This is a genomic window from Gemmatimonadota bacterium (genome assembly GCA_026702745.1).
Classification (GTDB): Bacteria; JAAXHH01; JAAXHH01; order JAAXHH01; family JAAXHH01; genus JAAXHH01.
Genome location: JAPPBT010000083.1, coordinates 44,396 through 59,969, shown reverse-complemented (window position 1 = coordinate 59,969; position 15,574 = coordinate 44,396). Strand labels below are relative to the sequence as shown.

Sequence of the window (15,574 nt, the reverse complement as noted above, 5' to 3'; positions counted from 1 at the left end):
GCAATGACGCCATCACCAGCGTCTCCTTCATCTACTTCATCTCCAGCATCCACCGATTCGTCCCGGATCCAGGACCTGCTGGCCCACCGGGGCGGGCTCGCTTCAACCTTGAGACCCGATCCGACCCTCTTTGAGCGCGTCGGCGGCCGATCCGTGGTCGCGGGCATCATTGACGGCCTGTATGACCGTATCGAAAAGGACGCCGAGCTACGGCCCATGTTCACCCGTACGCTGGCGCCCGAACGCATGAAGCAGAAGGCGTTCATGGTGGAGTGGATGGGCGGCGAACCGGGCTACACGCGGCACCACGCCTACGGCGGTCTGAAAAACCGGCACGGTCACATTCACATCACCCGTGCATCCGCCGACCGGTGGCTCACGCACATGGCCGCTTCGCTGCGGGATCACATTGGTGACGAAACGCTCGTTGCCGAAGTACTGCACGTGCTCCGGCCCCTTGCCCACGGCCTCGTCAACGAGCGGGAACCCGCCCGGCACGGGTGGGAAATGAGATGTCACCGGGAGAAACGATGGCGAGTACCGGCGAGAATGGCGGCCAGGGGCCAGTTGGAAGGCCTTGAGCGATTCCTGGACGAGGACGCTTCAGTGCTGGACGACCCCCGTCACAGCGCAATCCTGCTTGGAGAGGCAGCGTTGCGGGGCCACACAAAGGTAGCGGCCGTGCTGCTCGACCGGGGGGTGGACGTGAACATACCGTTTGCCGATTCGAGCGACATCATGATGACCGCCCACTGTGCCGCGCTTAGCAAGAAGAAGGACGAAACGGCCGCGTTCCTGCTGGAGCGGGGTGCGGTGTATGATGTCTTCAGCGCCAGTTTTCTAGGTGACCTGGACCGGGTTGGCGAACTGCTGGATGCAGCGCCCGGACTGGTCAATGCCCACGACCCCGCCTGCGACCTGCTACCCGTTACCCCGCTGCATCACGCGGTGTACGGCGGACACATAGAAGTCGCGAGCATGCTGTTCGACCGCGGCGCCAGGGTCGGCGTAAACAGCACGGCCCTGGTCAGTTACGCCGCCGGCCGACGGCGGACCGAACTGCTTCGGCTGGTGCTGGAACATGGCGCGGACGCCACCCGGATCGGCTGCGGCAGATGGGTACTCGACGAAGAAGAGTCGGCCCTGCTTATCGCCAGCGGCGCCGACGTCAACTATCCCGAAGGTAATTGGATCTGGACGGCCTGTACGGGGAACAACAGCCAGCGGGACGATCCCTGGTACGTGCAGGCCCTGCTGGACAAAGGGGCCCGGATCGACACGGTATTGCGCGGGGCCGGCGCCCTGCACTTTGCCGCCAAGGCCGGGTTTACCGAAGCAATGGAGGTGCTGCTGGACAACGGCGCCCCGGTCGACGGGCGGAGCGAAAAGGGCGAGACCCCCCTGTTTTACGCGCTGAAGGCGGGTCCACGGGCGGACATGGTGAGATCGGTGGCACTGTTGTTGGCCCACGGCGCGGATCCGACCCTTGAAGATAGACTGGGCAAGTCGCCTCTTGGGATCGCCCGCCGGATGAAGCGCCCCGACAAGGAACGCATCGTCTCCATGTTCGAAGCCGCTAGTCCTTCCGTGCCGGCGTAATATCCTTCAGGTACGTTACCAGGGCCACGCGCTCCGGCGTCGTGCCGTGGATTTCAATCCCCACTTCCGCCCATACCAGTGGCGTCGTGCCGTGTTCATCGTCTGTGGCACCCGGATCGGCGCCGGCATCGACGAGCATCTTCGCGATCCCGGCATCTCCGCATAAATGCAGGGGCGTCTGCCCGGAGTCCGCCCGGGCGTTCGCATCCGCGCCGCAGTCAAGCAGAATCCTGACCGTTTCCGCCCGTACATGCTGCACCGCGGCGTGCAAGGGCGTCCCCACCACGGCATGAACCCCGATCTTCCCTTCGTACGCCGACGTGCCTGCATCGGCCCGGCAAAGCCGCCCGAGCTGGTCTGTCCTTCCCAGGGCGGCGAGCTGGCAGGGATCCGCCGGCGCGCCCCGGTCGATCAGGAATTCTGCCAACCTGCGACAACGTTCACCGCGGGCCAGCGCCGCACCCAGCGGCGTGTTGTCTTCGCTATCGGTCGTGTCCAGCCGCGCACCGTGGTCCAGCAGAACCTCGGCCGTCTCCGCAGACACCGCTACGTGAAGGGGTGGCTCTCCTCCCAATGCCGGACGGGATGCTGCGCCTGGATCTTCCGCCAGTATCGCCCGGATGGCGGCGACATCATCCAGCAGGCACGCGGCATGCAGATCCACGTTCGCGCCGAATGACCGCAACGTTTCGGCTGCATCCGTGTGTCCCCAGTGGGCCGCGAGGTGGAGTGCGGTCCAGCCTCCGTAGGTGTCCGTTCCGCCGTTCGGGTCCGCCCCGTTGCGCAACAGTATTTCGATGACCTTCGTGTCCCCGCGTTCCGCCGCCAGCTGGATGGGGGTGGGTCGGCCTCCCCAGCGCGGATGGTCCATGGCATCATTGACTATACCAGGTACCTGGGAAAGGGCTGCTTCGACCCCGGCCGGATCCATCTGCCAGATGGCGGTTCGCAGTCGTTTCATGGCCGCACCGAAGTGCGAGTCCGCTTGGGGGGAGGGTTCACGGGATTCGGACATCGGGCTATCCTCTCTTCCGTCCTGTTCGATGCATGGATGCATGGATGCGTGGGTGCCTAAGGGTTTTGATCGAGGATCCGGGATAACAACCGGTATCTGCGAGTGCCAAACGGGGGATTTCGCCGGATGGACTTCACGCGGCGCTCGCATTCCGGCAAGGCGTAGGAAACGGCGCGTCGGGCGTTTGGCGTGTCGACCTCAGACAAAGCAAGCAGGGTGTAGTAGAATGGGAACCGGCGCCACGTACCCGCCCCATCTTCATGGCTCGTCAATACGCCGATGCCTTCATCCAGGTGACGGGCGTAGTCGCCGAGGCCACCCATGGCCATGTGGCGCCAGAGAGAGACTGTGCAAGGTCCGCAGCAGAACGTTCCCCGCAGTCTACCCTTCGCGTGCGCCACCTCGAAACACTCGAGCAATTTGGACGTTGCCGCCTCGAGTTCGGGAAGCCGGTCGCGCCCGACACGGCGGTTCAGCAGGATGATCGCCCGGCAGGTTTCTTCGGCCTGGATATGCCGCAGCGACGCCGATTGAAGCCGTTCACCCGTAAAGGTATAGATTTTGGACCGGCTGTCCTGTTCCGTAAGGCCGAACGTCCCGGCATAGGCGGAATCCGAGCCGAAACGACCGGCCAGCCAGTCCAGGGTGCGTTCCGCTTCGATCCGGTCGAACGAATGGCCGAGGAAGTGCCGTTCGTTGATACGGTCCAGCGTTATGGAGAGACTGTGGGGATGGGGAATGCTTTCCATGGTATTCCTGGATGCACGCCAGGTGTCAGCGCAGTGGGCCGTTACACCCGAATTATATTGACACAACAGGCCTTACGCTAGTAAATCATCCTCGCTTCACGCGCATTTCCCGATCGATCGATGCATCATCAAGGTTAACCATGCAACACCGTATTGTTACGAAAGAAAAGGGACGATACAACGCGTTCCCCGTATTGAATCAACTACCGGACGGGCGGCTTTCGATCGGCTGTATTTCTTCGCCTTTCGGGGATCATTACGGTCTGGGCGACTGGCTGACGCTTGAGTCCCGAGACGATGGACGAACCTGGACACCGGCGGAAGATCCTATGCTGCCGCCCAACTGGCCGGGTACATCGCCGCGGGAACGGTACGACAGGCTCTCCGGCGTTCTACCCGACGGCACTTTAATGGCGGTGGGCTCGGTGGGACAGGAATTCTGGACACTGGGCCGCCGGGAGGAAGCCGAAGCCCGTGGCCTGGGTTTTGTAAAGGACGAGTCGTACACGTCCCTTTTTCCGGGAAAGTTGATCATAACTGGGCATCGACTGTCGGTGATTCGATCCCGGGATGAAGGACGTACGTGGGAGCGGCGTACCTGGACCGTACCGGGCTATGAAACCGCGGTGGGTTTTCCGCGCGGGATCATACTTGAAGACGGTACGTGGTTGTTTCCCATTTACACGATACGCGCCGGGGGCGAAAGCGATTGTCTCCTGTTCCGGTCCAGCGATGACGGGGAGACCTGGCATCTCCATGAGGCGGTGCCGCGTATCGGCAGCGAATGGGCCCTGGTGGAGACGGAGCCGAACCGCGTCCTGGGCCATATCCGCTCGACGTGTTACTGGGATCCGGCTGTCGTTGAGCGTACCTATCACAGGGACCGGTTTTACACCCTGGAAGTCTGGTCCGAAGACGGCGGCAGGACCTGGACCAGCCCGGTCGAAGCGTCCTTCGAGGGCTATCCGAACCACCTGCTCAAACTGCGTGACGGACGGATTCTGTGTACCTACGGCTACCGCCGCGCCCCGATGGGTATACGGGCCCTGATCAGCGAGGACGGCGGACGCACCTGGGACACGGACCACGAATACGTGCTTCGGGATGACGGCGGTGGTGTATCGAGTGCGTGGCCGGCGGAGAAGCGTCCCCGGATGGGTGGCGCGGATGTGGGCTATCCAATTTCGGCGGAGTTGGGTGATGGTACCATCCTGACCGTCTATTACATCACGACGGAAGATGATACCACCCATGTCGCCGCTACCCACTGGCATCCAGACCGGGACAGGCCGCCGGGCCCTCAAGTTGGGTGAGTAAAAGTCGTTCAGGAAACGGCGTCGGCTTGCCGCAGACGCTCAGGAAACGGCGCCGGCTTGCCGCAGTCGCTCCACGATGGCAGTGTGCCCATACCGTTCGGCCCAGGCGAGCGGCGTGGTCCAGGGTTCCCCGTCGGGCTGTGGATCGGCGCCGTGCTCGAGATAAAGGTCGACCAGCGCGGTGCGGCCCCAGCGGGCTGCCCAAGCCAGGGGCGTGGATTGAAGCAGCGTATCCCTGCCGTCGAGCGAAGCACCGTATTCGAGGAGCAGGCGGGCGAACTCGATCCGTTCGTCCTCTTTCAAATTCGGTTCGCCCCATACTTTACCCGTAGCCGCGATGTAGTGCGGGAGTGATGTGTCGCGCCGGCCCTTCACGTTCGGGTCCACCCCGTGATCGAGGAACATGCGGAGGATCTCGGGAAACACGGATCGATCGAAATCCCGGTACTTGCGATGAGGACCGCAGGGCCAGATGCCAATGGGCTGGATGAGGAGTCTGTACCACCGTGGATCGTCCAGGGCCCATTCCAGTCTGCGCAGGCACACGCCGACCACGCTGGGATCGCCCCCGCAGGCGGCGCCCCACAGGATCTGCTCGACCAGGTCGGGCTGCAGGTTCAGCGCCATGACGGCCGCAGAGGTATCGCATTCCAGGGCCGCGCCGTCCGGCGTCATCGATCCTCCGTACCGGTACAGCAGCCGCTTCATACGCTCGTCCCGGTTATTGTAGGCGCGGCTCATGGGATTGCCGGAGGCATACACGGCGGCGTTGGCGTCGGCGCCCCGCTCGAGCAGCAACCGCGCGATATCGTGCTGGCCGTCGCCGGCCGCGATCCACAGCGGTTCGCCCCAGTTGTACGTCTCTTCCTCCAGGGACTGGATGCGGTACCGCTGATTGGGATCCATGCCGAGATCGAGCAGCAGCTTCACCATTTCGTACCGATTGTGGCGGACCGCGTCCCCCAGCAAGTGGGTTTCGGTTTCAATATCCGGCTCGAACAGGCCGGGGTGACTCGCCGCGACTTCGCGTACAGCTTCCGCGTCCCCCAGCATCACGTTCGTGCGCAGGCTTCTCGGGGCACCCGCGCTCATAAGGATGCCGGCGGCCATGAAACACCCTTCCGACCGCCGCCGGTCCGTTGCGGCCGTTTGATCCACGGCCAGTTCGAGGGGAGTCCGGTCTTCGAGGTTGGTCTTACCTGTGTCGGCCTTGATCGCCAGGAGCGCTTGAACGAGTCCGGGATGACCATAGCTGGCCGCGTGGTGCAGGACCGTGTTTCCGTCTTCGTCGCAGGCCTCCGCGAGTTCGGGCGCGGCGTGGATTTCCCGCATCGCGCCGGCCACGTCGCCTTCCGCGACTTTCTCGGCGAGGAGCACCACTTCCGGCGCGACGGTCAGATTGGGGCAGAGATTCGCTTCCCGCCGCCGCTCCATTTCCTCGTTGATCGTCTCTACAACGTCTTCAAATCCGCGGTCGCGGGCCATGACCAGAGGCGTGGAGGCATCCCGATGGGGATAGACGCCCTGGTTCGGGTCGGCCCCCGCGGCCATTAGCGCGGAAACGGCTTCGATCCGGCGGTTCATCACCGCGTGGTGCAGGGCGCGGTGCTCGTCGTAGGATGCCGTGTCCACCTCCACCAGGTGGGGTGCAACGGCCAGAATAGAGTTGATGCGCTTCAAATCTCCATCGGCCGACGCTTCGCAAAGCTCGGCCACGGTGAAGGCGCCGGATTCCGTCACGTTCGTCATGGTTTTTTCTCCTCGGAGTCGTCGTTGCCCGCGACCAGGTGGCCGTATCGATCGACATAGACCTTCATGAGATCGTCGTACCGGTCTTCCACGGTGGTCCCGGCCAGGTACGGACCCAGGTGGTCGATGAAAGCGTGCCAGCCCGCCGCGAATCCCATCAGGATGTCCGGAGTGACGTGTGAATTCGTGAAGTGCAGACGCGTGCCGCCCTCACAGGGTTCGAGTACCCACCGGACCACGGAAATGCCCCAGGTATAGGCAAAAACCCGTTCTGGAACCCATTCGCAGACCGTGCCTTCCAGGTTTCCTTCCGACTTGAAGTCCACGAAGATCCTGCCGCCCAGGCGGCGGTCCAGCGTGGCTTCGTACTTCATCCAGGCCGAGATCCCTTCCGCCGTCGTAACGGCCGCCCAGACCTGGTCGATCGGAAAAGGGTACTCCCGTTCGATGTCGATACAGAATTCCGACGTTATCCTGGCCAGAGGTTCTGCCATATTGATCACTGCGCTATAGTGTTAGTGTCAATTAGAACGGTCGGCGTTACAAATAAAGAGATCCGGTCGAGAACTCGAACACTGTCTTCAGGGAATTGCGGTTTGATGCGAACCAGCAACTGCAAGAGCCACCAATCCGAGGTGCTTCATCCGACTCACCTCACTGCCGGGGCATTTCGAGGTTTGTATTGACAGTGCAACCCGTCGGCACTAACCATGTTTTGTCGATATAATGGGAGCGGTTTATGCGCTTTGACAAGGAAAAACAGTGGATCGGCGCAGTGTACGCCGAAGACCTCGTCCTCATGGCCGAGATGCTGGCTGAAGATCCGTCTCTGGCCAATTACTGCCACGAAGCCTTCGACGATCCTTACCGGGAGGGCCGTTTCCCTGTATATACCCTTTCCCTCGCCGTCAGCGGTCCTCCGCAACAGCAGATCGACTGGCGACAGGTGGAACGCAGGACTAACTTCGACATGGTGAAGCTGCTCGTCGAAGCGGGCGCCGACCCCAATATCGAAAACGTGCACGGCCGGCCCCTCTGCCTATGCCGTGAAGAACGCATGGCGCGGTACCTGATCGACCATGGCGGTGACATCAACCGGTGGCACGACAACGGGGGCGCGCCGGTGTATTTCGCGGTCTGGCAGATCGATCCGGACCGTTTGAAGATGCAGATCCGGCTGGGCGCCGATCCCGGTCAGATCAATCCCCACAACGGATCATCCGCCTTACATTCCGCCGCGGAGGTCAGACCCGGCGACGAACAGGTTGCCGATCACCTCGAGACCATACACATTTTAAAAGAAGCCGGTCTGGATCCGAACCACCGTGCGGGCGTCGGCGTCCAGTCGGACTGGGGACCCGTCTACCAGGGCGATGCGCCGCTGCACATGGCCGCCCAGTTGAACAGACCCGAAGTGATCGAGGCGCTGATCGCCGCCGGCTGCAGCCGGTCCCAGGCCAACGTCGCCGATGAAACTCCGCGCGAAGTTGCCCTGCGGGTCGGGCGAGGCGAGGACATCGTCCGTCTGCTCTAGGCAGGCGTGGGGATGCGATCGTCCGAAACCATGAGAACGGTGGATCAGGCCATGGCCTACGATTTTTCCGGCAAAACCGCCCTGGTGACCGGTGCTTGCAAGGGAATCGGGCGATTCACGACTATTTCGATGCTGGAGGCCGGCGCTTCGGTGACTGCGGTCGACCTGACTCCCTGCCCACGCAGCCTGGAGCTTTTCCGGACACGCAGCGAGAAGGTGCACTTCATTCGCACCGACGTAACCGATGCCGCCCAGGTTCGGACAGCGGTACGGCAGACCAGAAAACGCTTCGGAAGCCTGGATTTCGCCGTAAACAACGCGGGCGCACTCAGCCGATGTGCACCTTTTCGCCGGTCTTCGCACTGTCGTACATCGCGTCAAGTAGCTTCATGTACCGGTAGGCGTCATCCGCATTCACATCGGGCTCCACACGGCCGGCGACCGCCCGGGCGAAGTGTTCGACCTCATGGAAGAAGGGCAGGCCGTCTTCAGGCGGATCGGAATGGGGCACATCGGATTCGTCGTCGATCTCCCGGGAGGTGAAAACGCCGTCTTCCATGTGCCACAACTGACCGTGGGAATAGGCACCCTCGCTCCCGTGTACCTCCACCACGGTGGGTGTATCGCAGTGTACCCAGCGGGAGCAGTCAATCTGGATGGTCTTGCCTCCCTCGAAACCAGCAATCCCCGATAAATAGTCTTCGGCCGGCCCTTCCGGACCGTCGTACAATGCCTCGACGACGTGCTTGGCGGCAAAGGCCCACCGGGGATCCGGACAACCCATCCACCACCAGGCCAGGTCCAGCTCGTGAGAGGCGTGCTGGCCGAGGGCACCTCCCTTCTGGCCGAACACGTGGGTCCAGGCTTCGGGACTGTCCAATGGCGCTCTGTGGTTGTATTTCAGAAATATGCGAGCGTGGTACGGTTCGCCGATGCGCCCCCGGCTTAACGCGACGCGCGTCCTGCGGTTCACCGGATCGTGACGCATGAAGAAGCAGAACTGCATCGTTACACCGGCGCGCTCGGCCGCTTCCTTGAACGTCAGGATATGATCGGCGCGGGTGGCGTGCGGTTTCTGTACCAGCACGTGCTTGCCCGCTGCGATCGCATCGAGGACCATGGGGTAGCGGGCGGGTGGATTCACCGCCAGGAGGACGGCTTCCACGTCCGTGTCGGCCAGGAGGTCCTGGTAGGGTCCGTACAGACGGGGGATGTCCTCCTCACGGCCCACCCGGCTCCGTCGTTCCTCGAGCAGGTCGCTGATCGCCACGACGTCGAGCAGCGTGCTGGCACAGGCCGAACGAATGGCAGCATGACCGGCCCCTCCGCAGCCCACTACGCCGAACCGAATCGCGTTTACTTCCTGTGCCATCGTTTGATTATTGGTCATTGCTTGTTCCCCTGTCAGGGACGGCGGGATCCATGGCGAGCGCGATATCTAGGGTGAAAGCCGTTCGTTCACCCAAAGGCCGTCTTCCCCGCGCCGGTAACGTATACGATCGTGCAGGCGTAGTTCCCGTCCCTGCCAGAATTCGAACTCATCGGGCGAAACGCGGTATCCGCCCCAGTTGTCGGGAAAGGGTACGTCACCTGAGGGGTATTCCGCCCTCAGTGCCTCGAAGCGGTCTTCCAGCACCTTCCGATCGGCTATGACCTCGCTCTGGCTCGAAGCCAGGGCCGCCAGGCGACTTTCCAGGGGTCTGGATTGGAAGTAACGGGCGGATTCTTCCACGGATACCCGGTGAACCGCGCCCGCGATCCGGACCTGGCGACCGAGCTCGCGCCAGTAGAACACCAGCGCGGCCCTGGGATTCTCATCCAGGTCCCGGCTCTTCGTGCTACGGTAGTCCGTGTAGAATACGAACCCCCGCTCGTCGACCCCCCGCAGCACGACGATCCTGGCCGATGGCACGCCGGCCTGCGAAGCCGTGGCGACCGTCATCACGTCCGCCAGCTCGATCCCCGCGTCGACCGCGTTTCCGAACCAGGTGTCGAACTGCCTGAACGGGTCTGCGTTCAGATCCTGTTCTTCCAGACTGCCGAATACGTATTCCCTGCGGAGTGCGTCCGGGTCCATGAGGGTGCTGTCCGCCTACCGCCACACGGCGAGAATCGCGCCCATCAGCACACTGTAGAGCACGCGGTATCCGGACTGGATCAACCACAGTTTCAGCCCCGTGTCGCCGAAGGCGCTGTCCGAAGCCATCGCCGTGGCGATGAAGCCGATGCCCACGAGTAGCCCGATTGTTATACCTCCACCCAATGTCGATACGTCCAGGGCGCTGATGAACATCGCGAGTACGACCGCTGTAATCAGTGCGGTGAAGAAACTGATGACGAATGGGGTGGGGGACGGCTGAATCTGGTCCGCCGTCTTGCCCAGCGCGGCCAGCCACGCCTCGCCGAAAATCGGGCCGTACCAGATCGCGCCGAGTGCGAATCCAGCTACCGTTGCCACGAGAATGGCCAGCCAGTTCAGTCCGGTTAACTCAAGCATGACGCCTCCTTGGATCAGCAGGGATTGACAAGTGTGGAAGGGTTTATTCCGGTACGACCGTACCTTCCGATGGTTCTCTTCCGTTCCTGCCAGGTGGTTCCGTGGTGGTTTCGCTATCCGGAGAATCCATCACCGGACGGACCACATATCGCAGGATGGTGACATATTCCTCGGGGTTTCCCCTGAAAATCATGCCGGGTCCTTTCAGGTACTCTTCCTCGTGGGGTCCGGCGAATGTATATCCTCTCTCTGCCGCGAAATTCCGCAGTCGTTCAATGGAGGGGGTTTCTTCTTCATAGGGACCGATGTAGAGCAGTTCCACGACTTCACCATAATCCCAGGTCGTAAGAGAAACCGACATGCCGGGTATGTGGACGTATTCCGGCAGTTCCGCCACCGAATCGGGAACGGGTATGCCATAGATGCCTACCCACTCTTCCCTGGGGCGATCGGGCAAGACCGGCCATCGGGCCCTGGGTGCGGGCAGGGGCCAGTAATCCACGCCATCGACACTGTAGTACAGATCGTACAGCATTTCGTAAGCTTCGGATGCCACGCGGTCCGGGTCGCCCCTGACTTCGACCACGATCATCCGCTGGGGCTGCATGGACGAAATCGCGGGTTCGACGAGATGACCATAAGAGGAAAGGTCGGGGCCCTTCCACAGGTAATAGCCCATCACGGAAACGCCAGCCACGACTGCGACGACAAAGACCAGCAACAGTTTTTTTATCATAATCCTCCCATCCCAGTATTTCGCAGGTCCGAACGCGGATCAGGCCTTCATCGCGGATCAGGTCCGAACGCGGATCAGGCCTTCATCGCGGATGCGCCGTGCCGTATGGCGCTGCGGCCGTAACGGTCCCTGATGGTGTCGAGCGCGCGCACGAGGCGATCCGACTGCCCGTCGCCTTCCGTGAAGAGATCGGTTTGAACGGGCTCCTCCGGCCTTACCAGGTTGCCGACGGCCACACCGAGCAACCGAATGCCTGTCTTGCCGTCCCATACGCCGTCGAACAGGTCCACGGCCGCCTTGCCGATGACGAAATCGTTGTCTGTTGGCGCGACGGCCGCCTGTCGCGTGAGGGTCTTGAAATCCCCGAACCGGACCTTGATCCGGACCGTCCTGCCCAGCCGTCCCGCTTTCCGCAGCCGGCGTCCCACCTTGTCGCTCTGGTCCACCAGCACGCCGTGGCATTCCTGCCGGTCGACCAAGTCCGTGCCGAAGGTGTTTTCGTGACCCACCGACTTCGCGGGATGCCCGGTCACCACGGGCCGGTCGTCCTGCCCCCGGGAGATCCTCGCGAAATGAGCGCCAGCGGCGTTACCGAGCAACCGTTGCAGCTCCTCCGATGATCGCCGCTGCACATCCCCGATCGTCCGGAGTCCGTGACGGACCATGCGTTCCTGCATGTCCCTGCCCGCGCCCCAGAGGCAGGAAATGGGCAGCGGCGCCAGGAAATCCAGTACGCGGTCCGTGGGAACGATCACCAGGCCATCGGGTTTGTCCAGGTCGGAGGCCACTTTGGCCACGAATTTGCACGGCGACACGCCGACGGATATGGTGAGACGCGTTTCCTTCAGCACGTCCGCCTTGATCGACCGGGCGATTGCTTCGCCGTCGCCGAACAGTTGGGACGAACCGGTGACGTCCAGGAACGCCTCGTCGAGTGACAGTGGTTCGACGAGGGGCGTATACCGGTGGAAGACCTCCTGTACCTGTCGTGAGACCGCTCCGTAGGCCTCAGATCTGACGGGTAGAAAGATCCCCTTTGGACACAGCTTCCTGGCCGTCGTGCCCGGCATGGCGGAATGGACGCCGTATTTTCGCGCCTCATAGGAACAGGTCGACACGACGGACCGCGGTCCATCGCCGCCGACGATGACCGGTTTGCCCTGCAGTTCGGGCCGGTCCCGCTGCTCAACGGCCGCGAAAAAGGCATCCATATCCGCGTGCAGGATGGTACGTGGGCGATTCACGGCAGATGCAAAAACACGGTGGATGTGAATGCATTGACTGGTTACTATACATCTAATTAAATGTTTTGTACGGCGAGCGTACAAGGGCTTTGTTGACCGGCAGGTTCACGGGTCTAATCCCCGGACTGCCGACGGAAGTGAGGCAATCGTGTCTGACAAGGCAGACTGGAACGAGACTTTGATCGATGCCGTGGAGAACGGCGACCTGGCGAAGGTGTACAGGGCGGTCGAGCGGGGTGCCGATCCGGCCTGTATTACCCCGGTGCACATACCACCTCAGCAGGAAACCGATGAACATCACGAGATCATGAGATACCTGTTCTCCGCCGGCACCGATGTGAATTTCGCCGGTTTCGACGAAGGCATCCTCATGACGTTTTCCGCGTACCGGGGCCAACTGCGGTACCTGCGCCTCTACCTGGAAGCAGGCGCCGACATCAATCTCGCCCAGCCCATGAACGGCGTCACGGGACTGCACGTGGCGGTCCAGCACAACCTGCCGGATGTCGTGCGTTTCTTCCTCGAGAACGGCGCCAACGTCGACCAGTCCTGCCACGATGACGCGCCGACGCCAGACCCCGGACACGTATACGGTGAGACGGCCCTGCATTTCGCCGCTGCGGGGGCCGACCGGGAAGTCATCGAAATACTTCTGACCCACGGCGCAGACCGGTCGGCGAAGTCCTCCCGGGGAGAAACTCCGCTGGACTACGCGGTCCGTAACGGCCGTATGCCGAACGTGCTGCAACTGCTCAAGTAAGCCTCCAGTACGTGACGACTTCGATGAAAGGCAATTCAGTGCGAATCCGGCAGCAGCCGGCGCGGCATGCGGAAGTCCAGGAGCGCCTCTTGAAACTCGGGCGTAGGTACCGGGTCGGTTGCACACCTGAACGTCCAGCCGTCGGCGTCTTCTGACGGGTTACCATAAAGCCGCGAAAGCACCCCCGCCATACTCTCCGAACTGTCGATGGAAGACCGGACGGGAAATTCCGCGCCTGCTTGGCCTGTGCGGCCTCTGCGGTTTGTGCTGCCTACGCGATCTGCGCGGCCTGCGCGGCCTGCGCGACCTGTGCGCGTCCCCGCCTTGCCCGCAAGCGTTCCCGTTTTCCGCGACAGTTCGGACAGTTTACCCGAATAGCGTGTCAGCGAAACCCGGTATTCCGTCCCAATGCAATCGACGCAGACCAGGTGACCCCGGTCCACGCATTCCTTGCGAATGGTTTCCCACGGGATGTTTACCCGCGGATTCGAGACCCGATAGCGCAGGTCAGGTGTCCACTCCAGTGCACAGGCCAGGACGGGCAGCCGGTCCTCCACGTCGCAGAATGCCCTGGCGAATGCGAAATCCGTGTGATAATCCGGCAGAAAAGCCCTGGTGTCGCCGTGGTGAACCAGGAACATCAGGGCCCCCCGCTTACCCTCCGCCTTCATCTGCGCCAGTGCCAGCAGATGCCTGCGCCCCCGGTCCGTGACCGCGTCGGGGAACATGGCGACACCGTTCGCGGACAGAGTACAGGATTTGACTTCCAGGTACAGGTCCGCCGCGCTGTCCCGCAGGAGGAGGTCGAACCGGTGGGAGCCAACGGTCACCTCCGTTCCCGCGACCGCGAATTCCCTTAGTCCGGGGATCGCCCTGCCTTCGACCAGTCGGCGCGCCGCGAGGTTGTTCAGATGGGTGTGGAGAAACACGATGCGCTGACGGTAGTGCACGGCCATCACCGTATACCGTGTCTTCCGGTCTGCTTGCCGGCCGTGATCGGCCAGGATCAGGCGTACCCCCGGCAGAAGCAGTTCTCTCATCCTGCCGGGATTCGGCATGAAGACGTACTCCTCCATGCCGTCGATCAGGCACGTAACGCTGAATCGGTTGGGCCGGGACAGATACGTCCCTTCGATGAGGGAGAGGGAAGTAACAGACGGGTAGTACGAAGGTTCAGATGGCATGACGATCCTGCGCGCTCAGTCGCATAACAGTTCCCGCAGCCGCCGGATCACCCGGTCCACCTCGCCCGGTTGCAGCGTACCGAGTTTCACCCGGAAGCGACCGTTTCTGCACCAGGTCACGATAGAGGGATCGCCGTCGAGCAGCAGCCGTTCGAACTCCTGGTCCGACCAGCCTGGCCGCTCGAGGTCGATGTCAATCGATACCACGTCTCCGCTGCGCTTGACCGACTTCACCAGGGGTGAGCGGGACAACCCCTGGCGGATATCCAGCCCCATCCGGTTGACTTCCCCGCTGACTGCGTCCTCGTCCCTTTCCATGATGAACTTCACCGCCGCGTAGATGCCGGCCAGCTCTTCTTTTCCGACCTTCATGGTACGGCCGATGGCCCGGTTGGGATTTCCGTGGGCGGCGCATGCTTCCACGAGGGACTTCTTTCCGAAGACGAGCCCGGTGGTCTGGGGGCCGCGGATCGCCTTACCCCCACTGGCGATGATGGCATCGACGCCCAGTTCGCGGGTGAAGTACCGGAAATTGGCCTTGGGCGGTATGCTGAAGGCGGCATCCACGAGGACCGGTACGCCGCGGGCATGGGCGATGCGGACGATCCGGTCGATGGGCAGCATGCGGCCCCACGGCGACAGGGTCAACACCGCGGCCGTGCGCTCGTTGATGCAGGCGGCGAGCTGTGCTTCCGTGGCGCCGTGCTCGTCGCCCATTTCCACGATCGTCGCACCGGGGACCTGGATGGCGATGTCCTCGTAAAACCGCGCGCACCGGTGCACGATGACTTCGTTCTTCATGCCCGTCGAATCGGGCAGTTGTTCGATCCTTTCCGGATCCGTGCCGGCCATGCAGGCCGCGACCGCCAACGCGATTCCGCCCGCGGCGCCGCAGCTCACGTACGCGGCTTCGTTACCGGTCAATTCCGCGATGGCCTCGCCGACCCGGGTCTGCATCTCGAACAGGTTGACGTACTGGCGGGACGCCTCGACCATGGCTTCCACCGCGCAGGGCCACATGATCGACCCGCCGTACCGCGTGTAATGATCCGCGGCATTGATGAACGGACGGATGCCCAGTTCCTCGTAAACGCCCATGATTGCTCCCTTGCAAGCTTCATCTGCGTGATGTTGATGGTACGCTGCGGTCCGACTGGATTCGGACGACGCATTCCAACGTACTACCGGCAC

Annotated in this window: 15 protein-coding genes; 4 read left to right on the top strand and 11 right to left on the bottom strand. The window is 62.5% G+C overall.

Going from position 1 to position 15,574, the window contains the following annotated elements; genetic code table 11:
* Positions 1–3 precede the first annotated feature (3 nt).
* The gene (locus OXH56_14150) at positions 4–1,599 is read left to right on the top strand and encodes an ankyrin repeat domain-containing protein (protein MCY3556452.1); all 1,596 of its coding nucleotides are present in this window, start codon (positions 4–6) and stop codon (positions 1,597–1,599) included.
* Here OXH56_14150 and OXH56_14145 read toward each other — a convergent pair.
* Both OXH56_14145 and OXH56_14140 read right to left on the bottom strand, forming a co-directional pair.
* A complete protein-coding gene (locus tag OXH56_14145; GenBank protein MCY3556451.1) occupies positions 1,577–2,560 on the bottom strand; it encodes an ankyrin repeat domain-containing protein in 984 nt (327 codons plus the stop codon). The two genes, OXH56_14150 and OXH56_14145, sit on opposite strands and share 23 nt — an antisense overlap.
* Positions 2,561–2,670: 110 nt before the next feature.
* On the bottom strand, positions 2,671–3,363 hold the full coding sequence (locus OXH56_14140) for a hypothetical protein (protein ID MCY3556450.1): 693 nt from the start codon (positions 3,361–3,363) through the stop codon (positions 2,671–2,673).
* A gap of 140 nt (positions 3,364–3,503) precedes the next feature.
* Here OXH56_14140 and OXH56_14135 point away from each other — a divergent pair, with 140 nt between their 5' ends.
* Positions 3,504–4,676 (top strand): sialidase family protein, encoded by a 1,173-nt coding sequence (locus OXH56_14135; GenBank protein MCY3556449.1) that lies wholly within the window; start codon positions 3,504–3,506, stop codon positions 4,674–4,676.
* Between the two features lie 42 nt (positions 4,677–4,718).
* Here OXH56_14135 and OXH56_14130 read toward each other — a convergent pair whose 3' ends face one another.
* Together OXH56_14130 and OXH56_14125 are read right to left on the bottom strand one after the other, a co-directional pair.
* A complete protein-coding gene (locus OXH56_14130; protein MCY3556448.1) occupies positions 4,719–6,428 on the bottom strand; it encodes an ankyrin repeat domain-containing protein in 1,710 nt (569 codons plus the stop codon).
* The gene (locus tag OXH56_14125) at positions 6,425–6,922 is read right to left on the bottom strand and encodes an SRPBCC domain-containing protein (protein ID MCY3556447.1); all 498 of its coding nucleotides are present in this window, start codon (positions 6,920–6,922) and stop codon (positions 6,425–6,427) included. The genes OXH56_14130 and OXH56_14125 overlap by 4 nt, the downstream gene beginning before the upstream one ends.
* Before the next feature lie 245 nt (positions 6,923–7,167).
* Between OXH56_14125 and OXH56_14120 the strand changes: the two genes are divergently transcribed.
* The gene (locus OXH56_14120) at positions 7,168–7,962 is read left to right on the top strand and encodes an ankyrin repeat domain-containing protein (protein ID MCY3556446.1); all 795 of its coding nucleotides are present in this window, start codon (positions 7,168–7,170) and stop codon (positions 7,960–7,962) included.
* Positions 7,963–8,290: 328 nt separating this feature from the next.
* On the opposite strand, the gene OXH56_14115 is transcribed toward OXH56_14120, so the two are convergent.
* The 5 genes from OXH56_14115 to OXH56_14095 form a co-directional block, all read right to left on the bottom strand.
* Positions 8,291–9,352: a Gfo/Idh/MocA family oxidoreductase gene (locus OXH56_14115; protein MCY3556445.1), complete on the bottom strand. Its 1,062-nt coding sequence runs from the start codon at positions 9,350–9,352 to the stop codon at positions 8,291–8,293.
* 48 nt (positions 9,353–9,400) lie between these two features.
* Positions 9,401–10,039 carry a pyridoxamine 5'-phosphate oxidase gene (pdxH, locus tag OXH56_14110; protein MCY3556444.1) on the bottom strand — a complete coding sequence of 213 codons (639 nt, stop codon included), beginning with the start codon at positions 10,037–10,039 and terminating at the stop codon, positions 9,401–9,403.
* Between the two features lie 15 nt (positions 10,040–10,054).
* Positions 10,055–10,459: a DUF1761 domain-containing protein gene (locus OXH56_14105; protein MCY3556443.1), complete on the bottom strand. Its 405-nt coding sequence runs from the start codon at positions 10,457–10,459 to the stop codon at positions 10,055–10,057.
* Positions 10,460–10,502: 43 nt separating this feature from the next.
* Entirely contained in the window at positions 10,503–11,195 is a 693-nt protein-coding gene (locus tag OXH56_14100; GenBank protein MCY3556442.1) for a hypothetical protein, read from the bottom strand.
* Between the two features lie 74 nt (positions 11,196–11,269).
* The gene (locus OXH56_14095) at positions 11,270–12,439 is read right to left on the bottom strand and encodes a DNA polymerase IV (GenBank protein ID MCY3556441.1); all 1,170 of its coding nucleotides are present in this window, start codon (positions 12,437–12,439) and stop codon (positions 11,270–11,272) included.
* Positions 12,440–12,587: 148 nt separating this feature from the next.
* On the opposite strand from OXH56_14095, the gene OXH56_14090 reads away from it, so the two are divergent.
* Positions 12,588–13,199, top strand: a complete 612-nt coding sequence (locus OXH56_14090; protein MCY3556440.1) for an ankyrin repeat domain-containing protein — start codon at positions 12,588–12,590, stop codon at positions 13,197–13,199.
* Positions 13,200–13,234: 35 nt separating this feature from the next.
* Here the strand turns inward: OXH56_14090 and sfsA are convergent, their stop codons facing one another.
* Positions 13,235–14,383: a DNA/RNA nuclease SfsA gene (sfsA, locus tag OXH56_14085; protein ID MCY3556439.1), complete on the bottom strand. Its 1,149-nt coding sequence runs from the start codon at positions 14,381–14,383 to the stop codon at positions 13,235–13,237.
* A 15-nt stretch (positions 14,384–14,398) separates the two neighbouring features.
* Positions 14,399–15,481 (bottom strand): aminotransferase class V-fold PLP-dependent enzyme, encoded by a 1,083-nt coding sequence (locus OXH56_14080; protein ID MCY3556438.1) that lies wholly within the window; start codon positions 15,479–15,481, stop codon positions 14,399–14,401.
* Positions 15,482–15,574 lie beyond the last annotated feature (93 nt).